Source organism: Delftia sp. PE138 (assembly GCF_018320755.1).
GTDB classification, from domain to species: Bacteria; Pseudomonadota; Gammaproteobacteria; order Burkholderiales; family Burkholderiaceae_C; genus Comamonas; species Comamonas tsuruhatensis.
Window position 1 is genome coordinate 1 of record NZ_JABEPN010000010.1, and the last position, 22064, is coordinate 22064.

The 22064-nt window shown below is 65.4% G+C and carries 16 protein-coding genes; 9 read left to right on the forward strand and 7 right to left on the reverse strand.

Annotated elements, in window-relative coordinates:
* The 4 genes from HFGMBDPB_RS25780 to HFGMBDPB_RS25795 all read left to right on the forward strand — a co-directional run.
* The coding region (locus HFGMBDPB_RS25780; protein ID WP_212646546.1) for an RHS repeat-associated core domain-containing protein at positions 1-3945 on the forward strand (3945 nt) is incomplete at its 5' end.
* Positions 3930-5198: a right-handed parallel beta-helix repeat-containing protein gene (locus HFGMBDPB_RS29945; protein ID WP_283248057.1), complete on the forward strand. Its 1269-nt coding sequence runs from the start codon at positions 3930-3932 to the stop codon at positions 5196-5198. The genes HFGMBDPB_RS25780 and HFGMBDPB_RS29945, both read left to right, overlap by 16 nt.
* Positions 5199-5274: 76 nt before the next feature.
* Complete coding sequence (locus HFGMBDPB_RS25790) at positions 5275-6096, forward strand: DUF3939 domain-containing protein (protein ID WP_249343707.1); 822 nt, start codon at positions 5275-5277, stop codon at positions 6094-6096.
* A gap of 506 nt (positions 6097-6602) precedes the next feature.
* Positions 6603-7352, forward strand: a complete 750-nt coding sequence (locus tag HFGMBDPB_RS25795; RefSeq protein WP_212646547.1) for a right-handed parallel beta-helix repeat-containing protein — start codon at positions 6603-6605, stop codon at positions 7350-7352.
* 29 nt (positions 7353-7381) lie between these two features.
* Here the strand turns inward: HFGMBDPB_RS25795 and HFGMBDPB_RS25800 are convergent, their stop codons facing one another.
* Positions 7382-8032, reverse strand: a complete 651-nt coding sequence (locus HFGMBDPB_RS25800) for a cysteine hydrolase family protein (protein ID WP_212646548.1) — start codon at positions 8030-8032, stop codon at positions 7382-7384.
* Positions 8033-8298: 266 nt separating this feature from the next.
* Positions 8299-12381 carry an ATP-dependent RNA helicase HrpA gene (hrpA, locus tag HFGMBDPB_RS25805; RefSeq protein ID WP_212646549.1) on the reverse strand — a complete coding sequence of 1361 codons (4083 nt, stop codon included), beginning with the start codon at positions 12379-12381 and terminating at the stop codon, positions 8299-8301.
* Positions 12382-12595: 214 nt separating this feature from the next.
* On the opposite strand from hrpA, the gene HFGMBDPB_RS25810 reads away from it, so the two are divergent.
* Entirely contained in the window at positions 12596-13762 is a 1167-nt protein-coding gene (locus HFGMBDPB_RS25810; RefSeq protein WP_249343712.1) for a metallophosphoesterase, read from the forward strand.
* 3 nt (positions 13763-13765) lie between these two features.
* Here HFGMBDPB_RS25810 and HFGMBDPB_RS25815 read toward each other — a convergent pair whose 3' ends face one another.
* Positions 13766-14497: an ABC transporter substrate-binding protein gene (locus HFGMBDPB_RS25815; RefSeq protein ID WP_212646551.1), complete on the reverse strand. Its 732-nt coding sequence runs from the start codon at positions 14495-14497 to the stop codon at positions 13766-13768.
* Positions 14498-14776: 279 nt separating this feature from the next.
* Here HFGMBDPB_RS25815 and HFGMBDPB_RS25820 point away from each other — a divergent pair, with 279 nt between their 5' ends.
* On the forward strand, positions 14777-15484 hold the full coding sequence (locus tag HFGMBDPB_RS25820) for a hypothetical protein (protein ID WP_016448230.1): 708 nt from the start codon (positions 14777-14779) through the stop codon (positions 15482-15484).
* The gene (locus HFGMBDPB_RS25825; protein WP_212646552.1) at positions 15432-16178 is read left to right on the forward strand and encodes a Fic/DOC family protein; all 747 of its coding nucleotides are present in this window, start codon (positions 15432-15434) and stop codon (positions 16176-16178) included. The genes HFGMBDPB_RS25820 and HFGMBDPB_RS25825 overlap by 53 nt, the downstream gene beginning before the upstream one ends.
* A gap of 27 nt (positions 16179-16205) precedes the next feature.
* Here the strand turns inward: HFGMBDPB_RS25825 and HFGMBDPB_RS25830 are convergent, their stop codons facing one another.
* The 3 genes from HFGMBDPB_RS25830 to HFGMBDPB_RS25840 form a co-directional block, all read right to left on the reverse strand.
* Positions 16206-17351 (reverse strand): ATP-binding protein, encoded by a 1146-nt coding sequence (locus tag HFGMBDPB_RS25830; RefSeq protein ID WP_047219870.1) that lies wholly within the window; start codon positions 17349-17351, stop codon positions 16206-16208.
* A gap of 35 nt (positions 17352-17386) precedes the next feature.
* Positions 17387-18241, reverse strand: coding sequence for an RNA ligase family protein (locus HFGMBDPB_RS25835; protein ID WP_034395448.1), 855 nt, complete (start codon positions 18239-18241; stop codon positions 17387-17389).
* Between the two features lie 411 nt (positions 18242-18652).
* Complete coding sequence (locus tag HFGMBDPB_RS25840) at positions 18653-19510, reverse strand: LysR family transcriptional regulator (RefSeq protein ID WP_016448234.1); 858 nt, start codon at positions 19508-19510, stop codon at positions 18653-18655.
* A 120-nt stretch (positions 19511-19630) separates the two neighbouring features.
* Here HFGMBDPB_RS25840 and HFGMBDPB_RS25845 point away from each other — a divergent pair, with 120 nt between their 5' ends.
* The gene (locus tag HFGMBDPB_RS25845; RefSeq protein ID WP_034395446.1) at positions 19631-20014 is read left to right on the forward strand and encodes a tautomerase family protein; all 384 of its coding nucleotides are present in this window, start codon (positions 19631-19633) and stop codon (positions 20012-20014) included.
* Between the two features lie 36 nt (positions 20015-20050).
* On the opposite strand, the gene HFGMBDPB_RS25850 is transcribed toward HFGMBDPB_RS25845, so the two are convergent.
* Complete coding sequence (locus HFGMBDPB_RS25850) at positions 20051-20935, reverse strand: LysR family transcriptional regulator (RefSeq protein WP_046987343.1); 885 nt, start codon at positions 20933-20935, stop codon at positions 20051-20053.
* A gap of 132 nt (positions 20936-21067) precedes the next feature.
* Here HFGMBDPB_RS25850 and HFGMBDPB_RS25855 point away from each other — a divergent pair, with 132 nt between their 5' ends.
* Positions 21068-22057, forward strand: coding sequence for a Bug family tripartite tricarboxylate transporter substrate binding protein (locus tag HFGMBDPB_RS25855; RefSeq protein ID WP_013801719.1), 990 nt, complete (start codon positions 21068-21070; stop codon positions 22055-22057).
* The last annotated feature ends 7 nt before the right edge of the window (positions 22058-22064 follow it).

Below are 22064 nucleotides of genomic sequence, written 5' to 3' on the forward strand. Positions count from 1 at the left end.
AGCTACGCCTACGGCGACACCGGCCGCGCCATCTTGAGCGTGCGCGGCCCGCCGGACAGCCAGCAGGAAAAAGTCACCCTGGACCTCAGCCAGCCCTGGAAGAACACCCTCACCAACAGCCTTGGGCAAACAACCACCTACCACTACGACACCATTGGCGGGCAATGGCGATTGCTTGAAGTGCGCGGCCCGGGCTGCGCCAGCTGCGGCCCCGGCGACATGCGCTACCGGTACGACGCGCAAGGGCGCCTGACCGACGCCACGCGGCTCGATCCCGCAGGCCGCCCGCTGGAAGGCACGCGCACCGAGCTGGACCCCTTCGGCCGCCCGCTGGCCGTGTACCGCATCGCCTACACACAAGGCCAAGCCCGGGCCCCGCAGCTGCAGGTGCGCTACGGCTACGGCAAGGACCCCTGGAAGCAATACGCGCCCGAACTCATCGCCCGGCCCAGCGTCGTGCCCGGGCGCGAACACCAGATCCGCATCCGCTACAACAGCAGCCGCCAGCCGCTGCAGATCACCGAGACGGGCTTCAGCCCATTGGATGCCCAGGGCCAGCCCGCAGGCAATGCGGACGGCGCCACGCCCATCGAACGCAGCACGCGCTACCGCTACACCGAGATCAACGGCCGCAGCGTGCTGGTGGACATCGACGGGCCGCTGCCCACCTCGCTGGCAGGCTATGACGACGGCAGCCCGGCGCAGAACGATCTCACGCGGCTGCGCTGGGACCGCAGCGGCAGCCACGTCACGCGCGTGCTGCAGCCCGATGGCACCGCCGTGGCGCTGGAGCATGACCAGGCCGGGCGCATCACGACCCGCACCGAAGACGACGGCGTGCGGCGCCTTCAGCGCCAAATGCGCTACAGCCCCCCGTCCGCCAACGCCCTGCAGGCCGAAGAAATCACCACCAGCGGCTGGCTGCTCGATGCCGATGGCCAGCCCCGCGCCAGCAGCCGGCTGAGCCTGAATCCATACCGCATCCGCCACGACGCCCTGGGCCGCCCCAGCCAGGCCATCGACACGGCAGGCCGCAGCATCACCTGGGCCTACCAGGGCAGCACCCAGGCTAGGCTCGATGGCCTGGGCAACCGGGGCCAGATCGAACGCGACAGCGAAGGCCGCATCAAGCGGCTGGGCCTGTACCGCGAAGGCCAGGACCTCCCCGAACGTGCGGCCTACTACGGCTGGAATGCGCAAGGGCGCCTGAGCCACCGCCTCCTGCCCGATGGGCGCCTGGACAGCTACACCTACGGCGACGCGGGCGAGTTGCTCCAGCACACCGATGGCGACGACACCCGCACGCGCTGGCTGGACAACGGCAGTCTCCATGCCAGCCTGTCGCAAACGCCCGATGGGTCGGTACGGCTGGCATTGCAAGGCCCGGCCAGCGCGGCGATGGAGCAGATCACCAGCCAATCCCGGAGCACCCAACCCGCCGAACGCCGCCAGGCCCTGCACGACGACTTCGGCCGCACCGTCTGGCTTCAGCTTGCCGATCATGGCCGCCAAAGCGCACGCTACAACGAAGCCGATCAATTGCTGGTGCACACCCGCGCCGACGGCAGCAGCACCCACTACCAGTACGCCCCCAGCGGGCGTCTGCTGGCCAAGCGCTACGAAGCGGCGCCCGGGGCAGATCGTCGCTCTTCCTCGCAAACCCGGCTGCACTACCAGGGCCGGCTGCTGCAGACCATCGACAGCAATTGGCAGCGCGAGTCCATCGAATACGACGCCCTGGGCCGCCCCTTGGCACGCACCATTGCGCTGGCCACGCCCGACGGCAAGGCCGAACATACCTATCGCACCGCCACGCGCTATGGCCCGGACGGCCGGGTCCACAGCCGCACCCTGGCCGATGGCCGCGTACTCGTCACCCGGCGCGGCCCCGCCAGCGAAGGCGCCAGCGTGCAAGGGCTGCAACTGCAAAGCGCCTGGGTGGCCGGCCTGCTGCAGGCCAGCGACCACTGGCTGGGCGCCGGCGCCACAGGCTTGCTCGAACGCCTGCTGCCCGTGCAGACGGTGGTCGGCGACATCCAAACAGACGCCTTCAACGGCCTGCAGCACTACACGGCAGGCAATGGCCTGGCCACCTCGCGCCAATACGACATTGCCGGGCGCCTCACGCAGCAGACCACCGGGCAAGGCACATCACAAGGCACATCGCAAGGCAGCGCACCCATCCTCAGCCAGCGCTACCGCTACGGCGTGGGCCCGCGCATACGCGCCATCGAGCAGGAGGGGCCACCAGCGGGCCTGCACAAGACCGACTACCGCTACCAGGGCTTCGGCAGGCTAGTGCAGGACAACGCACCGTCAGCACCAGCGCCCGTGCAGCGCGACAGCCAGGGCCGCACCGTCCAAGATGCGCTGCACCGCTACACCTACACCGAGGCAGGACAGCTCCAGGGCATCAGCGACCACCAGGACCGGCCCATCGCCAGCTACCGCTACAACAGCCTGGGCCAGCGCGTGGGCAAGACCGTGCACCAGGGCGATGGGCAAACGCACAGCCACTACCTGTGGCAGGACAACCGGCTCGTCGCGGAAATGGATGGCGAAGGCCGCATCACCAGCCAGTACCTGTACCTGAGCGAGGGGACTCGCACCCTGCCCATCGCCAAGCTGGAATCCGCGCACAACCGGGACAACGCCAGCGGCAAGGCGCGCATGCTGCACATCCACAACGACCACCGGGGCAGTCCGCAGGCCATGACGGACGCAGGCCAGCGCGTGGTCTGGCGTGCCCGCCAGACGCCCTGGGGAGCGCCGGCCATGCATCAGGCCGGCCACACAAGCCTGCCCCGGCAGCAGGCCGTGCTCAACCTGCGCCTGCCGGGCCAGTACTTCGACGAGGAAAGCGGACTGCACGACAACTGGCACCGCAGCTACGACCCGGCCAGCGGCCGCTACCTGCAGCCGGACCCGCTGGGCTACCCGGACGGGCCCGATGCCTACCTGTATGCCGGCGGCGACCCGCTCAACCGCATCGATCCCACCGGGCTGTACCAGGAGGACATGCACTACTACATGGTCTTCTTCCTGGCCCTGGCCGCCGGCCTGGACTACGAACCTGCGCGCATCACGGCGCTGGCTTCGCAGTACGTGGATGACAACCCCATCACCAAGCCGCTGGACGATGCCAACACCCTCACCACGGTGGGCTCGATCTTCAAGAACCACCGGCAACTGCTGTGGTACCACTTCACGCTGTCCGACGACAAGGGCACCACGCTGCCCCAGTACGCCAACGACAACGTCAACAGCGTGGTGGGCAACCTGAGCCCGCAACTGAACAACCTGCTCAACGCCAGCCGGCTGGGCAACCCGGCCCAGCCCTGTGCCGAATACCAGTTCCTGGGCGAATTCCTGCACTCCTACCTGGACACCTTCAGCCACCGGGACAAGGACAACCGGCCGTTCGATGCCATCAGCGCGAAGCTGGGCATAGGGCATGGGTTTGCGGGGTCCGAGCCGGATTACACCTATGACGAGGACATGCCAATACTGGGAAATATGCCTGATCCAGAAGTGCCTTATTGGGACAAGCGGGAGTATCGATCGCTGCAAGGGGAGAAGGCGGTTTATGAGTTTTTAACGGCGTATGGAACTAGCCCTGCGCTGGGGTTTGAGGAGATCAGGAATGTGCTCGAGAGATTCAATGCAATCAGGGAAGAGGGTGCGGATTTTCCTGGAAAGGCTAGATTTTTGAAAGAGACCATTAATAAACTGATTAAGGATGGAAAACTTAAACTAACCAAAAACACAGAAAATAGCGAAAAAACCAGAATTGTGGAAATAAATATAGAAAAGGGAGGTAGCGATGAATATAAAATAAAAGAGGCAGAGAAAAATAGAGGTAAATACTTAGAAAACCTTGCAGGTCAAGAACATAAATATCCAGGCGTTTGCTTGCCAGGCAGTAAAATATGCAAAGAAGTATAGTTTTTCTCTATTTTTCTGCTTTTGCTTGCATTGTCTTTGCAAGCTGCCAAGCTTTCCCCAAGAAACCACTCACGACGGAAGAATGGGCAGCGCGCCGCCATCCACCTAGCGACAAGGGCCCGCTGCCTGAGGGGTGCAAGCCCGTCAAGTATAGAGGTGGCTACTACCCTATCACGGAAGCTTTTGAAGGTTCTGGCCGTCACTGCGTCATTCATGACTTTGTGCAGCGTAAAGCGCGTGACTGGATCGAAGGGGGAATAGAACGTGGTAACCCACGAGGTGCAATTTTAGATTTCTACCACAGTAATAATGCTGACCTTGATTTGCGAGGACATCTTGTTACAGGAAGACCATTTAATAATAATAGCGGCATTGGAATATTATCTGGTGGAGAGGTAGTTTTCAATCTAAGAGTTCATAATGGAATAATAGAAACTCCAGGTCTATCGGGTATTGGCGTAGAACTTTCTCCTAAATTGGGTGCACGCAATAGAATTGAGAAACTGGAGGAAGACTTTCCTGTAATAGAAAATTCCAGATGGAACATCGAAACCCAAAAATTCAATAAAATCCCTTGGGATTATTTCCCTCCCACCTTCTACACCGCAGAAAACCTCCAAATCAAATCCGGCGGCCGCGCCGTCATCATGGCCGGCTCCGACAACGTGGTGCGCAACAACACCATCGAGGTCGATGGCCGCACCGCCGTCTATCTGTACGGCCCGCGCTCGCTGGTGGAGGGCAATACCTTCATCGTGCACATGGACCCGCGCGACAAGGCCCCGCTGCCCGCCATCCTCAAGCTGCGCGATGCCGATGGTTCCATCATCCGCAACAACCGCTTCATCGTGAAGCGCAGCGGGCTGTTCAGNATGGCCGGCTCCGACAACGTGGTGCGCAACAACACCATCGAGGTCGATGGCCGCACCGCCGTCTATCTGTACGGCCCGCGCTCGCTGGTGGAGGGCAATACCTTCATCGTGCACATGGACCCGCGCGACAAGGCCCCGCTGCCCGCCATCCTCAAGCTGCGCGATGCCGATGGTTCCATCATCCGCAACAACCGCTTCATCGTGAAGCGCAGCGGGCTGTTCAGAAAGAAGGAAGAGGAACCCCAGGCAGGCATCAACCTGCTGGAGTCCAAAGGCGTTGTGATCGAAGGCAATGTGTTTGAAGAGATCACATTGCCGGTGCGCAAGGATGCAGCCAGTACCACAACGGAGAGTGGAAACATTTCAAAAGGCAGCCCCTGATGGAATGGAGGTATTCGACGGCCATATGCGGCAACCCACTCAACCGGATCGATACCACGGGCTGTACCAGGAGGACATGCACTACTACAGGTCTTCTTCCTGGCCCTGGCCGCCGACCTGGACTACGAGCCGGGGCGCGCATCACGGTGCTGGCTTCGCAGTATGTGGAGACAACCTGTCCGACGACAGAGGAACCACGCTGCCCCAGTACGCCAACGACAACGTCAACAGCGTGGTGGGCAACCTGAGCCCGCAACTGAACAACCTGCTCAACGCCAGCCGGCTGGGCAACCCGGCCCAGCCCTGTGCCGAATACCAGTTCCTGGGCGAATTCCTGCACTCCTACCTGGACACCTTCAGCCACCGGGACAAGGACAACCGGCCGTTCGATGCCATCAGCGTGAAGCTGGGCATAGGGCATGGGTTTGCGGGGTCCGAGCCGGATTACACCTATGACGAGGACATGCCAATACTGGGGAATATGCCTGACCCAGAGGTGCCTTATTGGGACAAGCGGGAGTATCGATCGCTGCAAGGGGAGAAAGCGGTTTATGAGTTTTTGACGGCGTATGGAACTAGGCCTGCGCTGGGGTTTGAGGAGATCAGGAATGTGCTCGAGAGATTCAATGCAATTAGAGAGGAAGGGAAAGAATTTCCAAAGAAGATCGATTTCCTGCAAAAATCCGTTAATAGATTCATTGCCAATGGCAAATTAAATCCAAAAGGAAAGAATGACAAAGAAAATCAAGAAATAAATTTTCTTGATAAGATGAGCGAAAAATATGATAAAGATCAGGCGCAAATCAATAGAGAGATTTTTCTAGGAAATCTTATCGGACAGGAAGAAAAATACCCAGGGGTTTGCCTTCCGGGGAGCAGCGTATGCAAAGAGGTATGATCACTCTATTCTTGATGCTTAATTCCGCACTATTGATTGAATGTCATTCAAATCAAAAAAAACAGCCAACAACAGAAGAATGGGCGGAGCGTCGTCACCCACCTAGCGATACTTCCCCCCTACCGGAAGGGTGCAAAGCGATTAAATATCTCGGAGGCTATTACCCTATAGCAGCGGCTATTAGAGGCAATGGCCGCTATTGTGTAATTCACGATTTTATACAGCGAAAGGCCATTGACTGGATAGAGGGTGGAACAGTGCATGGCTCACCCACGGATAGTCAAGGCAATGGAAGCGTACTGACTTTTTACAAAAGCAGTCTATCTGAATTGGATTTGAGAGAACATCTAATCTCCGGTAGACCATTTAAGAATGTAAATGGAATAGGAATATTGGGCAATGATCAAGTTTTTTTAAAAGTTCATAACGGAAAAATAGAGACTCCTGGGGTTTTTGGCATAGGTGTTGAGATGGCGCCAAATATTATGATAAATAAAAGAATGAAAATGCTAACAGAAGACACTGCTGTTACAAAAGAATCCAACTGGAACCCGGAAACCGAGGCTTTTAACAAAATACCTTGGGATTATTTCCCTCCCACCTTCTACACCGCAGAAAACCTCCAAATCAAATCCGGCGGCCGCGCCGTCATCATGGCCGGCTCCGACAACGTGGTGCGCAACAACACCATCGAGGTCGATGGCCGCACCGCCGTCTATCTGTACGGCCCGCGCTCGCTGGTGGAGGGCAATACCTTCATCGTGCACATGGACCCGCGCGACAAGGCCCCGCTGCCCGCCATCCTCAAGCTGCGCGATGCCGATGGTTCCATCATCCGCAACAACCGCTTCATCGTGAAGCGCAGCGGGCTGTTCAGNATGGCCGGCTCCGACAACGTGGTGCGCAACAACACCATCGAGGTCGATGGCCGCACCGCCGTCTATCTGTACGGCCCGCGCTCGCTGGTGGAGGGCAATACCTTCATCGTGCACATGGACCCGCGCGACAAGGCCCCGCTGCCCGCCATCCTCAAGCTGCGCGATGCCGATGGTTCCATCATCCGCAACAACCGCTTCATCGTGAAGCGCAGCGGGCTGTTCAGAAAGAAGGAAGAGGAACCCCAGGCAGGCATCAACCTGCTGGAGTCCAAAGGCGTTGTGATCGAAGGCAATGTGTTCGAGCAGATCGCCGTGCCGGTGCGCAAGGATGCGGCCAGCACCACGACGGAGTACGGCAACGCCGTGGATTCTCGCTAGGAGACGATGCGCGGGCCCTGCCTGCAGGCTCAGCGCAGGGGCAGCTGCACCACATGCGCGGTGGGCATGACATCGCCGAACACATCCTCGATCTCGGCCAGCGCGGCACGGTGCAGGCTGTCGGCGTCCACGGATTCGCCATTGCTGCGCGTGATGGCACGTGTGGCCACGGCGTCGCTGGCCACGACGACCTCGAAGCCCAGCGGCGCGGCATCGCGTGCGGCGCCGGCCACGCAGGCGTGCGTCATGAGGCCGCAGATGACCACGGTGGTGATGCCACGCGCGCGCAGCTGGTCGGCCAGGTCGGTGCCGACGAAGGCGCTGACGCTGCGCTTTTGCACCACGGTGTCGCCCGCGCGCGGCTGCAGGCCGGGGTGGAACTGGACGGTGCTGCCATTGACGGCGAACACGGGTGCACCTTCCGGGGCAATGTGCTGGATGTGGAACACGGCAACCTGCCCGGCATCGGCCCATTGCAGCAGGCGCCGTGCCTGTTCCAAGGCCTGCGGGCCGCGCGGGATGGGCAGGCGGCCGCTGAAGTACTCGTTCTGGAAGTCGATGACCAGCAGCGCCGTGGCACCCCGTGGCAACTGGCTGCGCCCCGGCGCGCCTGACAGGGCGCGGAGGGTGGGATGGCTGGTGGATTGGGTGGCCTGGCTGGCCTGTTCTGCGAGGGACATGCAGCGCTCCTGGAAACGGGAAGTGGTTGATGCCTGCAGTCTAGAAACGCACAGGGCCCACCACAACGCCATGGAGCGGCCAGCATCTGTGCAGGTTCTGCACAGATCACCCATGCTTTGAAAAATGCCCCATCTCTGTGATGGCGCAAACGGCCTTGGGCCTTGCATCGCTCCAACCGGCTGCGTGCCGGTGAAGGTGGCGATGCCGCGTTGAACCATGGCCTGCGGCCCTCCCGATCGCGGAAGGGCCGCAGGCCGGCACGGCGCTAGTTCTGCAGCTGCTGCCAGACCTTGTCCAGCCGCTTGATGCTGACCGGGTAAGGCGTGCGCAGCTCCTGGGCGAAGAAGCTCACGCGCAGCTCCTCCAGCATCCAGCGGTACTCCTGCATGCGCGCATCGATGTGGCCCTTGCGCTCGGCCACCAGGCGCCAGTAGCGCTGCTCCAGCGGGCGCAGCTCGGCCAGGCGGCTGGCGTCGCGCGCAGGGTCGGCGCGGTACTTGTCCAGCCGGCTGGTGATGGCCTTGAGGTAGCGCGCGTAGTGCTGCAGCTGGGTCCAGGGCGCGGCTGCGATGAAGTTCTTGGGCACCAGGCGCTGCAGTTGCTGGGCGGCGTCGGCCGTGGCGTCGGGCGCGTTCTTGGTGTCCTTGATCTTGCGCTGGGCCGCCGCGTACTCGACCAGGATGGTGGAGGCCATGCGCGCCACCTCGTTGGCGATCAGCGTCAGCCGGCCGCGCCCGTCCTGCACGCGCTGCTTGAACTGCGCGTCGTTGGTGGGCAGCGGCTCCTGCAGGAAGGCGCGGTCTATGGCCACGTCGATGATCTGCTCGCGCAGTTCCTCCTGCGTGCCCAGCGGCATGTAGGCGACGGCCATCTTCTGCAGGTCTGGAATGTTCTTTTCCAGGTACTTGAGCGCGTCGCGGATCTGCAGCGCGAACAGGCGGCGCAGGCCCACGCGGTGGCGCGCGGCCGCGACCTCGGGCTCGTCGAAGACCTCGATGCCGACGGCATCGCCATGGTCGATCAGCGCAGGGAAGCCGATCAGCGTCTGCCCGCCCCGGCCGATCTCCATCAGCTCGGGCAGCTCGCCAAAGCTCCATTCCTTGTAGCGGCTGTCGGCGGGCTGGCTGGGCTTGGCATTCCTGGCAGGCACGGCCTGGTCGGGCTTTTCCGCCTTGGCAGCGGGCGCAGGCTTCCTGCCGGTTTCGGGTGCGGTAGCAGCGTTGGCAGCGGGTGCAGCAGGGGCCTCCGTGACCGACGCCACCTTCAGCGCGGCCAGCGCCTGGAAGGCGCCGCGCGCCTTGGCGCCCAGTTCGGCCTTGAGCGCGCCCAGGTTGCGGCCCTGGCCCAGTTGGCGTCCATGCTCGTCCGTGATGCGGAAGTTCATGAACAGGTGCGGGCTGAGCATGTCCAGCTTGAAGTCGGCGCGCTTGACGTCCAGCGAGGTCTCGTCGCGCACCTGCTTGAGCAGGGCATCGATCAGCGATCCCTGGCCCCAGCGCTCGGGCGTGGTGAAGAGTTCGGCCAGGCGCTGGGCGCTTTCGGGCAGGGGCACGAAGCGGCTGCGCGGGCGCTGCGGAAGGCTCTTGAGCAGGGCCTGGAGCTTGTCCTTGAGCATGCCGGGCACCAGCCATTCCACGCGCTCGTCGCTGACCTGGTTGAGCACGAACAGCGGCACGGTGACGGTGATGCCGTCACGCGCGTCGCCCGGGCTGTGCAGGTAGCTGGCCGTGCAGTCCACGCCGCCGAGCTTGACCACCTTGGGAAAGGCCTGGGTGGTGATGCCGGCAGCCTCGTGGCGCATCAGTTCGTCGCGCGACAGGCGCAGCAGGTCGGCGTTTTCCTTGGCCGCCTCGCGGAACCAATGGTCGAAGGTGGCGCCGCTGAACACGTCCTTGGGGATCTGCTGGTCGTAGAAGGCGTAGATCAGCTCGTCATCGACCAGCACGTCCTGGCGGCGGCTCTTGTGCTCCAGCTCCTCGACCTTGCGCACCAGCTTGAGGTTGGCGGGCAGGAAGTGCCAGCGCGTGTCCCACTGCCCCTCCACCAGGGCCTGGCGGATGAAGATCTCGCGCGCAGACTGCGGATCGATGCGGCCATAGCTCATGCGCCGGCCGTTGTAGACCACCAGGCCGTAGAGCGTGGCGCGCTCCAGCGCCACCACGTCGGCCTGGTTCTTGGACCAGTGCGGATCGAGCAGCTGCTTCTTGAGCAGGTGGGCGCCGACTTCCTCCAGCCACTGCGGATCGATGGCGGCGATGCCCCGGCCGTACAGGCGCGAGGTTTCCACCAGCTCGGCCGCCACGATCCAGCGCCCCGGCTTCTTGGACAGGTGGGCGCCCGGGTGCGGATGGAAGCGGATGCCGCGCGCGCCCAGGTAGGCGTCGCTTTCATCGCCCTTGTAGCCCAGGTTGCCCAGCAGGCCGGACAGCATGGACAGGTGCACGGCGTCGTAGCCCGCAGGCTCGGTGTTGACCTTCCACTTGTGCTCGTTGACCACGGTCAGCAGCTGCGAGTGGATGTCGCGCCATTCGCGCACGCGGCGGATGTTGATGAAGTTCTGGCGCAGCAGCTGCTCCCACTGGCGGTTGCTGAGCTTGTGCGAGGGCTCGTCATCCGTGCCGGGACCGGTGTCCTGCGGATGGAAGGCCGCCAACGCCTCGGCCGCCGGGGCGGCCACGCTCTGCCCGCCGCTGCGCTGGGCCACGGGCAGGAAGGCGGCATTGCGCGCCGACGGCTTGGCAGCCGGTGCCTGGGCCGTGGCCATTTCCTTGCGGCTCTTGGCAACCACCTTGCCACCGCGCGCATCCTGCAGCCATTTCCACAGGCGCAGGTAGCCGCTGAATTCGCTTTTCTCGTCGTCGAACTTGGCGTGCTGCTGGTCGGCCTGCTGCTGGGCCTCCAGCGGCCGGTCGCGCACGTCCTGCACGGACAGGGCGGAGGCGATGACCAGCACCTCGGCCACGGCGCCGCGCGTGCGCGCCTCCAGGATCATGCGGCCCACGCGCGGGTCCAGCGGCAGGCGCGACAGCTCGCGGCCCATGGGCAGCAGCTCGCCGCGCTCGTCCACGGCGCCCAGCTCGCCCAGCAGCTGGTAGCCGTCGGCAATGGCACGGCCCGAGGGCGCTTCGAGGAAGGGAAAGTTCACCACGTCGCCCAGGCCCAGCGACTTCATGCGCAGGATGACGCCGGCCAGCGAGGAGCGCAGGATTTCAGGGTCGGTGAAGCGCGCGCGCGTGCCGAAGTCGGCCTCGTCGTACAGGCGGATGCAGATGCCGTTGGCCACGCGGCCGCAACGGCCGGCGCGCTGGTTGGCCGCTGCCTGGCTGATGGGCTCGACCAGCAGCTGCTCGACCTTGCTGCGGAAGGAATAGCGCTTGACGCGCGCCGTGCCCGCATCGATCACATAGCGGATGCCGGGCACGGTCAGCGAGGTCTCGGCCACGTTGGTGGCCAGCACGATGCGCCGGCCCGTGTGGCTGTCGAAGATGCGGTCCTGCTCGGCCTGCGACAGGCGCGAGAACAGCGGCAGCACCTCGGCATGGCGCAGCACGGGCTGCTGTGCCAGGTGCTTGCGCAGGTGGTCGGCCGCCTCGCGGATCTCGCGCTCGCCGGGCAGGAAGACCAGGATGTCGCCACCCGCGCCGCCGGCCCACAGCTCGTCCACGCCTTCGGCGATGGCGTCGTTGAGGTCATGGTCGCGCTTTTCCTCGAACGGGCGCCAGCGCATCTCCACGGGGTAGGTGCGGCCCGAGACCATGATCACCGGCGCAGGCCCCTTGGGTCCTTCGAAGTGCCTGGCAAATCGCTCGGCATCGATGGTGGCCGATGTCACCACCACCTTGAGGTCGGGGCGCCGGGGCAGGATCTGCTTGATGTAGCCCAGCAGGAAGTCGATGTTGAGGCTGCGCTCGTGGGCCTCGTCGATGATCAGCGTGTCGTAGGCCTTGAGCAGCGGATCGGTCTGCGTCTCGGCCAGCAGGATGCCGTCCGTCATCAGCTTGACCGAGGCGTCCTTGGACAGCCGGTCCTGGAAGCGCACCTTGTAGCCCACCACATCGCCCAGCGGCGTGTTCAGCTCCTCGGCAATGCGCTTGGCCACCGAGCTGGCGGCAATGCGGCGCGGCTGCGTGTGGCCGATCAGGTGGCCGCGCACCTGGCCCTTGTCGTCGGGCGTGGCGTTGACCTTGCCCCGGCCCAGCGCCAGCGCGATCTTGGGCAGCTGCGTGGTCTTGCCCGAGCCCGTCTCGCCGCACACGATGATGACCTGGTGCCGGTCCATGGCCTCCATGATTTCCTCACGGCGGGCGGATACGGGCAGGGATTCAGGGAAGCTGATCTTCAAAGGCATAAGGGGCTGGATTATCCCCGCGCCATGCCGGCGGCGCCACGCGGCTGCAGATTTCCATACGCCGGCCCTGTGCCGCCCGCATGAAAACCCCCGCATGCCAGGGCCTTCGCCAAGTCAGGCCAGCGGCATGCAAGGCATTGCGCACAATCGGCGCTCGCCTTGCCGCCCGCTCCCGGCGCTGGCCGCCTCACCCGCCTTCCTCGATCTGCTCCCCATGGTTACTCTTGCCGCCCTCGTCATCCCGCTACTGGCCCTGTGGCTGTGGTGGCCCGTCCGCCTGATGCCGCGCCGCGCCCGCCTGATGGCGGCCGTCGCCACGGCGGCCCTGGGCTGCACGCCCGCCCTGCTGCTGGTGCTGCTGCGCGAGGGCACGGTCGAGTACCGCACGCTGGCCTATCTGCAGGTGCCGGGCGGCTGGGTGCTGGCCCTGCTGCTGATGCTGGCCGTCTTCATCGTGCTGCGCGACGGCCTCTGGGCGCTGGCCGCCGTGGCCCGGCGCGAGGACTGGAAGCAGCGCCTGCACGCACCGCTGCTCACGGCCGGCGCACTGGCCCTGGCGGGCCTGCTGTCGGCCTGGGGCGTGGCCAATGCGCTGCGCCCGCCCGAGGTGCACGAACGCACGCTGCGCCTGCCCGGCCTGCCCACCGGCCTGGAAGGCCTGCGCGTGGCCGTGCTGGCCGACATCCACGCCAGCCCCATCAACAACGCGCGCTATGTGCAGACCATCGTGGACCGCACGCTGGAGGCGCGGCCCGACCTCATCGTGCTGCCCGGCGACATGGTGGACGGCGACGTGGGCAGCGGCCGCGCCAACGTCGCGCCGCTGGCGCAGCTCAAGGCACGCCACGGCGTCTGGGCGGCGCCCGGCAACCATGAGTACTACAGCGGCTACGACGCCTGGATGGCCGAATTCCGCCGCCTGGGCCTGAACCTGCTGGAAAACCGCATGCAGCTGATCGATGTGCAGGGCGCGCGCCTGGCGCTGTCGGGCATCGGCGATCCGGCCTATGGCCGCCTGTCGCGCCAGAACACCGACCCGTCCGTGCCCGAAGGCGTGCCGCCCGACATCGACACCGTGGCCCGCCAAGCCAAAGAGGCTGGTGCGCAATACCACCTGCTGCTGGCCCACCAGCCCAAGACCGCCCGCGACAACGCGGCCCACGGCGTGGGCCTGCAGCTGTCGGGCCATACGCACGGCGGCCTGATCCTGGGCATGGACCAATGGCTGGTGGCGCCCGCCAATGACGGCTTTGTGCGCGGCGAGTACGAGGTCGGCGCCATGAAGCTCTTCGTCAGCGCCGGCGCAGGCCTGTGGGCCGGCTTTGCCGTGCGCCTGGGCGTGCCGGCCAGCATCGACCTGCTGGTGCTGCGCGGCGCCTGACCTTCAGGCCGCAGGCGCAACCGCTGCGCCCTGGATGCCGTGGCGCTGCAGTGCCTCGGCCACAAAGCCCGAGGCCTTGGCCTCTTCCACAAAGGCCGCCAGCACGCGCAGGGCCTCATCGCCCCGCCCCTTGGGCAGGCCCATGGCCTGCTGGATCACCATGAAGCGGCCCGGCAGCAGGCGCAGGCCGGGCAGGCGGGCGGCATCGGCCTCCAATTGCTGCTTGACGCCGGCGGCCACGTCGGCCGTCGATTCCACAAAGGCCTGCACCACGGCGGGCGAGGACACGGCGCGCTCTATCTGCGCATGCTTGAGCTCGCGGCTCAGGTACAGGTCATAGGCGCTGCCCTTGCCGACCACGACCGTGTGCCCGGCCCGGTCCACCTGGGCGTTGTCGGTCAGCGGCGAATCCTGGCGCACCAGGTAGCTGCCCTCGATCAGCACATAGGGTGCCGTGAAGCCGATGCCCGCGCCACGCACGGGGTCCACGGCAAAGAAGCCGAAGTCGGCCTCCTCGCGCGTGACGGCATCCACCGACTTGGCGGCCGTGTCGAAGACCACCAGTTCCAGCTCCAACCCCAGCTGCTGCGCAAAGCGCCGGGCCAGGTCGATGGACACGCCCGCAGGCCGGCCGTCGGCATCCAGCCGCGCAAGAATGGGATTGCCGGTGTTGATGGAGGCGCGGATGCGGCCAAGCGGCGCGAGGGTGGACAGCAGCTGGGAGGAATGGTTCATGGATGGCTTTCGAAGTGGCAGACAGAAGGGGCGGCGGTCTTCAAACCTTCATTGTCTGCGCACACGGCCGGTGCAAGGTCCGGGTGTCATCTCACCAGCGAGCATGGCTTGCCGGTATTGGGTCTTGGATTGCCATTGCGTCCAGCACTGGAATTGGGGTTGGACTTCATCGCAATCCCTGCTGGTCAAGCGGCATGAAATCCGCACACAACCCATTGTTATAAAAGGAAAAAACAACACCTTAAAATCAGACCATGTAGAGATCGTCTGAGGCAGAGAATGAACCTGGACAGCAAACTTCAGATATCGCTGAGCAAGCGCTCCGGCAACATCGTGCTCCGGCGTGATCTGAGCAGATTGGCAAGCGCTTCCCACCTCAGCGAGGCCTTGCATGACTTGGTCTCGGACGGCCGCCTGATCCGCCTGGGCGCCGGCATCTATGCCAAGGCAAGGCCCGACGCCAGCGGCGATCCGCAGTTGCTCGCCCCCAGCGATGAGCTGGTCAGGGAGGTGCTGGACAGACTGGGAATCAGGTTTCGCAGCGTGGATCTGGTCAACGAGGCGGGCCAGGCCACGCTGCTGATCGATGCAGGCAGCCAGCGCATCTCACGCAGGCTGAATCTGGGCGATGTCGCCGTGCGCTATGTCCGCAATCCCTCGGCACCTGATGAACCCGGCGAAACCTTGCCCGCAGACGTGAACGCCCTGCCCACCAAAGGTGTACGCCAGTTTGTCGAGCGGCTGGCCCGCACGCACCACATCCAACACCAGCGTACCGGACTGGACGACTATGCACAGGCAGTCACACGCGCTGCAGGAGATGAAGTGGAGCTCGACAGCACGGGCAAGCTGCTCGTGGCCTTGAAGAAAAAACATGTCATCAATGGCCGGCAGCTTGCCAGGCTGATGACCAATCACATGAGGGAGGTGCAGGATGTTCGATCCGTTCGGGGACTTCGAAAGCGCGGGCTACCTGCGCAACATTGAAGGACTGAAAGACGCCCGTGAGGTCAAGATCCAGGAACACCTCTTTTTCGAGGCCAACCTGGAAGAAGCACTTGCCTTTCTAGCAAGCATCCGGGGCCGGATTGGCTACCGCGATTTTTTGCGCGTTCACGCCATCCTGTTTTCCGACTTCTACCCCTGGGCCGGCCAGGACAGGCGTGCGCTGGGCGTGGGCCGGCTCGTCGGCAGGGGTGCAGGCCTGCAATTCGAAGTGTCAGAGCTGTGCCAGCGCGCCGTCGAATGGGGCCTGGACATGGGCAACGATGCAGGCACCCTGCGCGACAAACCTGGTGCTGTCATGGGCGCGTTTGCCTGGGGTCATCCCTTTCTCGACGGAAATGGACGCAGCATGCTGCTGATCCATGCCGAGCTGTGCCACCGCGCGGGCTTTGCCATCGACTGGCTGGCCTCCAACAAGGAGGCTTATCTGAAGGCACTGACCCAGGAGATCCAGAACCCGCAAGGCAGACACCTCGATGCCTATCTGCGCCCCTTGATCACCTCTGCCAACACGCAGACCACCTTGCTTGATCATCTGCGGGCATTGCCAGGGCTGAAGGGTCCGGGCGATGACGTGCATCGCCCGGACATGAACGTGGCATACCGGGCCGAAGACCAGGAAGCAGCCCAGTCCTATCTGGAGATGAAGCGCGCACGCGGCGAGCATGCCGCTTGACAGCGGTACAGCAACCCTCCCCCTCCCCTACCCCTCATTGACCAGCAACGACAGGGCATGCGCCTCGGTAGGCAAAGGCACATCCCAGCGCTGCAGCAGGCCGAGCAGGGCCGCGTTGGTCAGTGTGGTGTCGCGCGCGCGGTTGCGGGCCAGCAGGGTTGGGCGGCTGGCTTCCAGGTGCACGAGCTCCACGCGGGCGCCGTAGGCCAGGCACAGGTCCACGGTCTTGCCGCGCATCTGGCGCGACAGGTGGGTGGCGTTCCAGACGAAGGGCTGGCCCGCGCGCAGCAGGGCCTTGGCCTTGTCCACGGCGTGGTGGGCGGCCGCGCCCTCGTTCTGGCCGTGGCGCAGGCCCAGCTGCGTACGCGCATCGTCGAAGGAGACCACGGGCAGGTCGCCATGGTGGGCGGCCACCCAGGTGTTCTTGCCGCTGGCCGGCAGGCCGCACATGACGATGGCGCGCGAGCCGGCCTGCGCGTGCAGCGCATAGTCGGGATGCAGCTGCGCGCCGCGGAAGTAGCGCACCGCCGTCTCGTCCGAGGCAAAGCGGCGCGGCGTGCGCAGGCAGCCCTCTTCCAGCGCGAACTCGCGCACCAGCTCGATGTTGACCAGCACGGACGCAATGTCCGGGCAGATGCGCCCGCGCATGTCGGCCCGCGCCAGCAGGGTGAGCAGGTGCAGGTCCACCTGCCAGGACAGCTCGCGCACGATGAACTCGGGCGAGAGGCCGCGCCGCGAATCGGCAAAGGCGAAGAACGGCACCTGGTGCACGGCGATCAGCCGGCAGATGGCCTCGCGCTGGTCCACGGGCGCGCCGGCTTCCCAGAGCATGAGCCGCGCATCCAGCGCACCCCGGCGCGAATGGCCGGGCTGGCCGATGCGGCCGTCCTCGCCCACCACGGTGGTCGAGCACTTGGCCACGTCGTGCAGCAGCGCGGCCAGGAAGACCGTCTCGCACTCGGTGGCGGTGAGTGCCGCATGGTCGGGATCGGCCAGCAGCTCGCGCACCACCATCTGCGTGTGCGTCCAGACATCGCCTTCGGCGTGGTAGACCGGGTCCTGCGGCGTGGTTTTGGCCTGCTCCAGCTGGGGGAAGGCGGCCAGGCAGGCGGCGAAGTCGGGGTCGGCGCCGGGCTGCGGCACCAGGGACTGGATCTGTTTCCAGTTCGTCATGGCAATCTCCTTGCGATGGGTCTGCGCTGCAGGCCTCACCAGCTTTTTGAAATATCGGCCGCAAAGATGTCTGCGCCTTCGCGCAGCCCGTTGGGGACGATGGGCCGCTCGCTGTGGTGCGAGCCCGAGTCGAGGATGACCTGCACGAAGTCCGGCCGCACGAACTTGTAGCGCGCCACGGTCTGGCCGTCCTCCTCCACCTTGAGGTAGAGGCCTTCGGCCAGCTCGGAGCCGTCGGTCTGCCGCCAGCACAGCGGCAGGTCCAGCTTCTGGCGGGCCACCACCTGCTCGAAGGCCTGGCGCCAGCGCGCGCTGCGGCCCAGCGAGGGGGCCAGCAGCGCCAGCAGGTCCTGCATGCGCCGGGGCGCCGCCCCGCTGTAGAGCACGGGCACCGAGACCACGGGCACGCCGGCCAGCAGGGCATGGCGGCGCGGCGTGTCCAGGAAGCACTGCGCCGAGCGGTCCCAGATGTCGAACTCGCAGAACCAGTGCGGCAGCGCGTCGTAGAACAGCGAGTGCTTGGCATACATCCACTCGCCGAACACCTGGTAGCGGTCGTCCAGCAGGGACAGCAGCGCGCCCTCATGGGCCTGGGCCCATTGCTTGAAGAGGTTGAACTGGCGCTCGCGCCCGCCGGGCCGCTCGCTGTCCAGGTAGTGGCCGCGCGACTGCAGCAGCAGCTGGCCGTCGCCGGCAAAGCTCAGCGCGGCGTTGGCGCCGTCGAGCTTTTCCTCGACGACGATGTGCCGGCCGGCCAGCCGCTCATAGGGCACGGCGTCGTCCTGGTCGCCGGCCTGCAGGCGCGAGCCGCGCAGGTGCGGCGTGCGGGGGTACTTGAGGATCTCGATGCTCGAAAGAAAACGAGGGCCTGGAGAAATGGATGGGGTCATGTCGTGCTTTCCGAAAACGATGCAGCACCCCACGGCGCCATGCCATGGGGCGGGAAAAGCCGACGACGACGCCAGGCGCCGCAATGCAGGGGATACAGCGACAGCGCGGCCTGGCCCGTGGTGGCCGGGCCGGCAGGCTGTCGAAGGGGAAGATGGCAGGACTGTCGGGGCCGTCCGCAAAAAGGACGGTCAGCCGCAAGCCCTCAAAAGGCCACGCACCGCAGCGCACACGCAAAAGACATCCGGGGCAAGGCCAGGATCAGCGTATGACGAAGTCGTTCAGCAGGAAGCTGTGCGGCGGGGCATGGTGCACCTCGAAAGGGTGAGGGTGGATGGGAGGGGTGCGAGTCTATCGCCCGTTGCCCCGCAGGCACAAGCGGCTGCGCGCCATGCCGGGCCGATTGTTGGTTGCTAGCCACGCACGGCGGACTTGAAGGCGGCGCCCAGCGCATCCAGCGCTGCGCGCGGCCGGCCTTCGCGCACGCGGGTGTGCAGCAGCACCGGCAGGCGCGGCAGCGTGGGCAGGCCCAGGCGCGGGCCCACGTCCACGGCGCCCAGGGCCAGCATGCGCGGCGCCAGCGCGGCCACGCCCAGCCCCGCCATGACGGCGGCCGAGACAGCGGCCACGCCGCCGCCCACGAACACCTCGGTCCACGGCATGCGCGCCGTATCCAGCAGTTGCCCGGCCATGGCGCGCACGCCGCAGGGCTCGGCCAGCGTGGCCAGCGGCAGGGGCTCGCCCGCGCGGTGCTGCCAGCCGGGCGCGGCAAACCAGCCGAAGGGCTCCTCGGCCAGCAGCTCGCCGTCGTCACGCCCGGCATGCGTGCGAACGATCACCGTGTCGTACTCGCGCCGGTCGAATCCCTGCAGCAGCGGGCCGGACGATGCGATGCGGATGTCGATCAGCAGCTGCGGGTCCTGCGCATTCATGCGGGCGATCAGGGCCGGCAGCTCAGGCCCGGCCACGTGGTCGCTGATGCCGATGGTCAGCCGCTGGCGCGTGCTGACGGCCAGCGCCAGTGCGCGCTCATGGGCCTGCAGCAGTTCGCGCGCATGGGGCAGGAAGTCGGCACCCAGCGCCGACAGCTGCACGTGGCGCGGCGTGCGCTCGACCAGCCGGCAGCCCAGCCGCTGCTCCAGCCGCTTGAGCTTGAGGCTGACTGCGGCCTGCGTGGTCTGCATGGCTTCGGCCGCGCGCGTGAAGCTGCCCAGGTCCGCGATGTGCACGAAGCCTTGCACGGCATCCAGGTCCAGAGGTCGTTGAATCATTTCAATCCATTATTACTGATATCAGCAATCATGGCTTTTCAAAATATCTGGCGCGGCCTACCTTCGAGGCTCCCACAACGCAAAGCAACGCAACTCAACTCAACGCAAAGGAGCCACACCATGCCCATGACCCGGATCAACATGCGCGCCGGCAAGTCCCCCGCCTACCGCCAGGCCATCTGCGACAGCCTCTACCGCGCCATGCGCGAGACCTTCAACGTGCCGGAGGACGACCAGTTCATGACCATCACCGAGCATGACGGCGACAACTTCCGCTACGGCGCCTCCTACCTGGGCGTGGCGCGCAGCGACGATCTGGTGCTGGTGCAGCTCACGGTCAGCAACACCCGCAGCCTGGAGCAGAAGAAGGCGCTGTTCAGCCGCATCGCCGAGCTGCTGGTCGAAAGCCCCGGCCTGCGGCCCGAGGACGTGTTCGTCAACCTGGTCGAGGTGGACAAGGAGAACTGGTCCATGGGCCACGGGCTCGCGCAATACGCAACTTAAGACACGCGGATCGGCGCAACACCCACAGCGCCGCGCTCAGGTCGGCACCGCCAGCGCCGCCACGAATTGCTGGCCCACGGCGGTGATGATCTCGGCGCGCGCCGCCGTGCGCAGCTGCACCAGGGCGATCTGCCGGCTCTCGGCGGTCTGGGCAAGGGGCAGCACGCGCAGGCGCGGGTCGCCCTCCCAGCCATGCCGCGCCAGATTGGGCAGCATCGCCACGCCCATGCCGTCGCGCACCAGCTCCACGATGGTCTCGATGGAGTTGAGCTCCAGGAACTCCTGGGGCTTGGCGCGCAGGCGGCGCAGCGTGCGCTCCACCAGCTCGCCCGTGTGCTCGGTGCGGTCGAAGCGGATGAAGGGATAGCGCTCCACCATGTCGGCGGGCGCCGCGGGCCGGGCGGCGCGCGGCGCCAGCAGCACCATGGGCTCGGCATACAGCGGTGTCCAGACCAGCGAGGGGCGCTTGATGGCCGGGTTGTAGACCACCACGGCCGCATCCAGCTCATGGTTCTCCACCTGGGCGATCAGCCGGTTGGACTTGCCCGAGACCACATGCAGGTCCACCGCCGGATGGTGGCGCTTGAGCTCCAGCGTGGCGCGCACCAGCTGGCTCAGCGCCGAGACGATGGAGCCGAACTGCACGGTGCCGGCCAGCGGTGCGTCGGCCCGCGTGCCGTGCTTGGCCTGCTCGTACAGCGCCACCAGCTGGGTGGCAATGGGCACCAGCGCCCGGCCCTGCTCGTTGAGCGTGACCAGCTTGCCCTGGCGCGCGAACAGCTTGCGCTTGAGGTCGTTTTCCAGCGTGCGCATCTGCAGCCCCACGGCCACCTGGGTCAGCGCCACGCGCTGGCCTGCCGCGGTGAAGGAGCCCTCCGCCGCCACGGCCAGAAAAGTGCGAAGAATGCGCAGGCTTGGCATAAAAGTTTTGCTTTCAAGATTCGTAAGAAATTCCAGCTTTCACCAAACAGTTTCTATCATCAAAATCGCTGGCAACCGATAGCCGATCGTCCTGATCGCGCCCTCCCACTTCCCGGATTTCTGGAGATCTCCATGCCTGCACCCGTGTCCCGCCGCCTGCTCGTCTGCTGCGCCGCCCTGTTGACCTGCGCCACGCCCGGCTGGGCCGCGCCCGCCGCCGATGCCTGGCCCTCGCAGCCGCTGAAGATCATGGTGGGCTTTGCCGCCGGCGGTGCCAACGACATCGTGGCCCGCATCCTGGCCAAGGAGCTGCAGCAGCGCCTGGGCCAGAGCGTGGTGGTGGAGAACCGCGGCGGCGCGGGCGGCCTGATCGCCAGCGAAGTGGTGGCCAAGGCGCCCAAGAACGGCTACACGCTGCTGCTGGGCTCCATCGGCAGCAACACCGTGGCGCCCGTGCTGGCCAAGAAGCTGTCGTTCGACCCGCGCAAGGACCTGGAGCCCATCACCCTGGTGGCCGAATCCGGCAACGCGCTGCTGGTGAACGCCGCCCTGCCCTACAAGACGGTGCAGGAAATGATCGAGGCCGCGCGCAAGGCGCCGGGCAGCATCAACTACGCATCGTCGGGCAACGGCTCCACCCTGCACCTGGCCGGCGCGCTGTTCGCGCAGCAGGCCGGCGTGAACCTGGTGCACGTGCCCTACCGCGGCAACGGCCCGGCCATCACCGATGTGTCGGGCGGCCAGGTGCAGGCCATCTTCTCGGGCATTCCGCCTGCCATCACATCGGCCAAGACCGGCCAGACCCGCATCCTGGCCGTGACCACGAAGCAGCGCGTCAAGAACCTGCCCAACGTGCCCACCGTCGCCGAGGCCGGCCTGCCCGGCTATGCCTTCACGTCCTGGTACGGCCTGTTCACCACGGGCGGCACGGACCCGGCCATCGTCGAGCGGCTGGCCCAGGAAGTGCGCAAGATCATGGAGCGCCCCGAAGTGCAGGCCCAGTTCGAGGCCCAGGGCCTGGACCCCGAGACCAGCGACCCCAAGTCCTTCAAGCAGCAGATCGACCGCGAGCTGACACGCTGGAGCCGTGACGTGAAGACCATGGGCATCACCGCCGACTGAGGCAGGT

Coding starts and splice junctions, on each gene's coding strand:
- hrpA (WP_212646549.1), bottom strand. CDS start 12,381: ATGCCTTTGAAGATCAGCTTCCCTGAATCCCTGCCCGTATCCGCCCGC.
- HFGMBDPB_RS25790 (WP_249343707.1), top strand. CDS start 5,275: ATGCACTACTACAGGTCTTCTTCCTGGCCCTGGCCGCCGACCTGGACT.
- HFGMBDPB_RS25810 (WP_249343712.1), top strand. CDS start 12,596: ATGGTTACTCTTGCCGCCCTCGTCATCCCGCTACTGGCCCTGTGGCTG.
- HFGMBDPB_RS25840 (WP_016448234.1), bottom strand. CDS start 19,510: ATGATTCAACGACCTCTGGACCTGGATGCCGTGCAAGGCTTCGTGCAC.
- HFGMBDPB_RS25835 (WP_034395448.1), bottom strand. CDS start 18,241: ATGACCCCATCCATTTCTCCAGGCCCTCGTTTTCTTTCGAGCATCGAG.
- HFGMBDPB_RS25815 (WP_212646551.1), bottom strand. CDS start 14,497: ATGAACCATTCCTCCCAGCTGCTGTCCACCCTCGCGCCGCTTGGCCGC.
- HFGMBDPB_RS25825 (WP_212646552.1), top strand. CDS start 15,432: ATGTTCGATCCGTTCGGGGACTTCGAAAGCGCGGGCTACCTGCGCAAC.
- HFGMBDPB_RS25850 (WP_046987343.1), bottom strand. CDS start 20,935: ATGCCAAGCCTGCGCATTCTTCGCACTTTTCTGGCCGTGGCGGCGGAG.
- HFGMBDPB_RS25845 (WP_034395446.1), top strand. CDS start 19,631: ATGCCCATGACCCGGATCAACATGCGCGCCGGCAAGTCCCCCGCCTAC.
- HFGMBDPB_RS25820 (WP_016448230.1), top strand. CDS start 14,777: ATGAACCTGGACAGCAAACTTCAGATATCGCTGAGCAAGCGCTCCGGC.
- HFGMBDPB_RS25830 (WP_047219870.1), bottom strand. CDS start 17,351: ATGACGAACTGGAAACAGATCCAGTCCCTGGTGCCGCAGCCCGGCGCC.
- HFGMBDPB_RS25855 (WP_013801719.1), top strand. CDS start 21,068: ATGCCTGCACCCGTGTCCCGCCGCCTGCTCGTCTGCTGCGCCGCCCTG.
- HFGMBDPB_RS25800 (WP_212646548.1), bottom strand. CDS start 8,032: ATGTCCCTCGCAGAACAGGCCAGCCAGGCCACCCAATCCACCAGCCAT.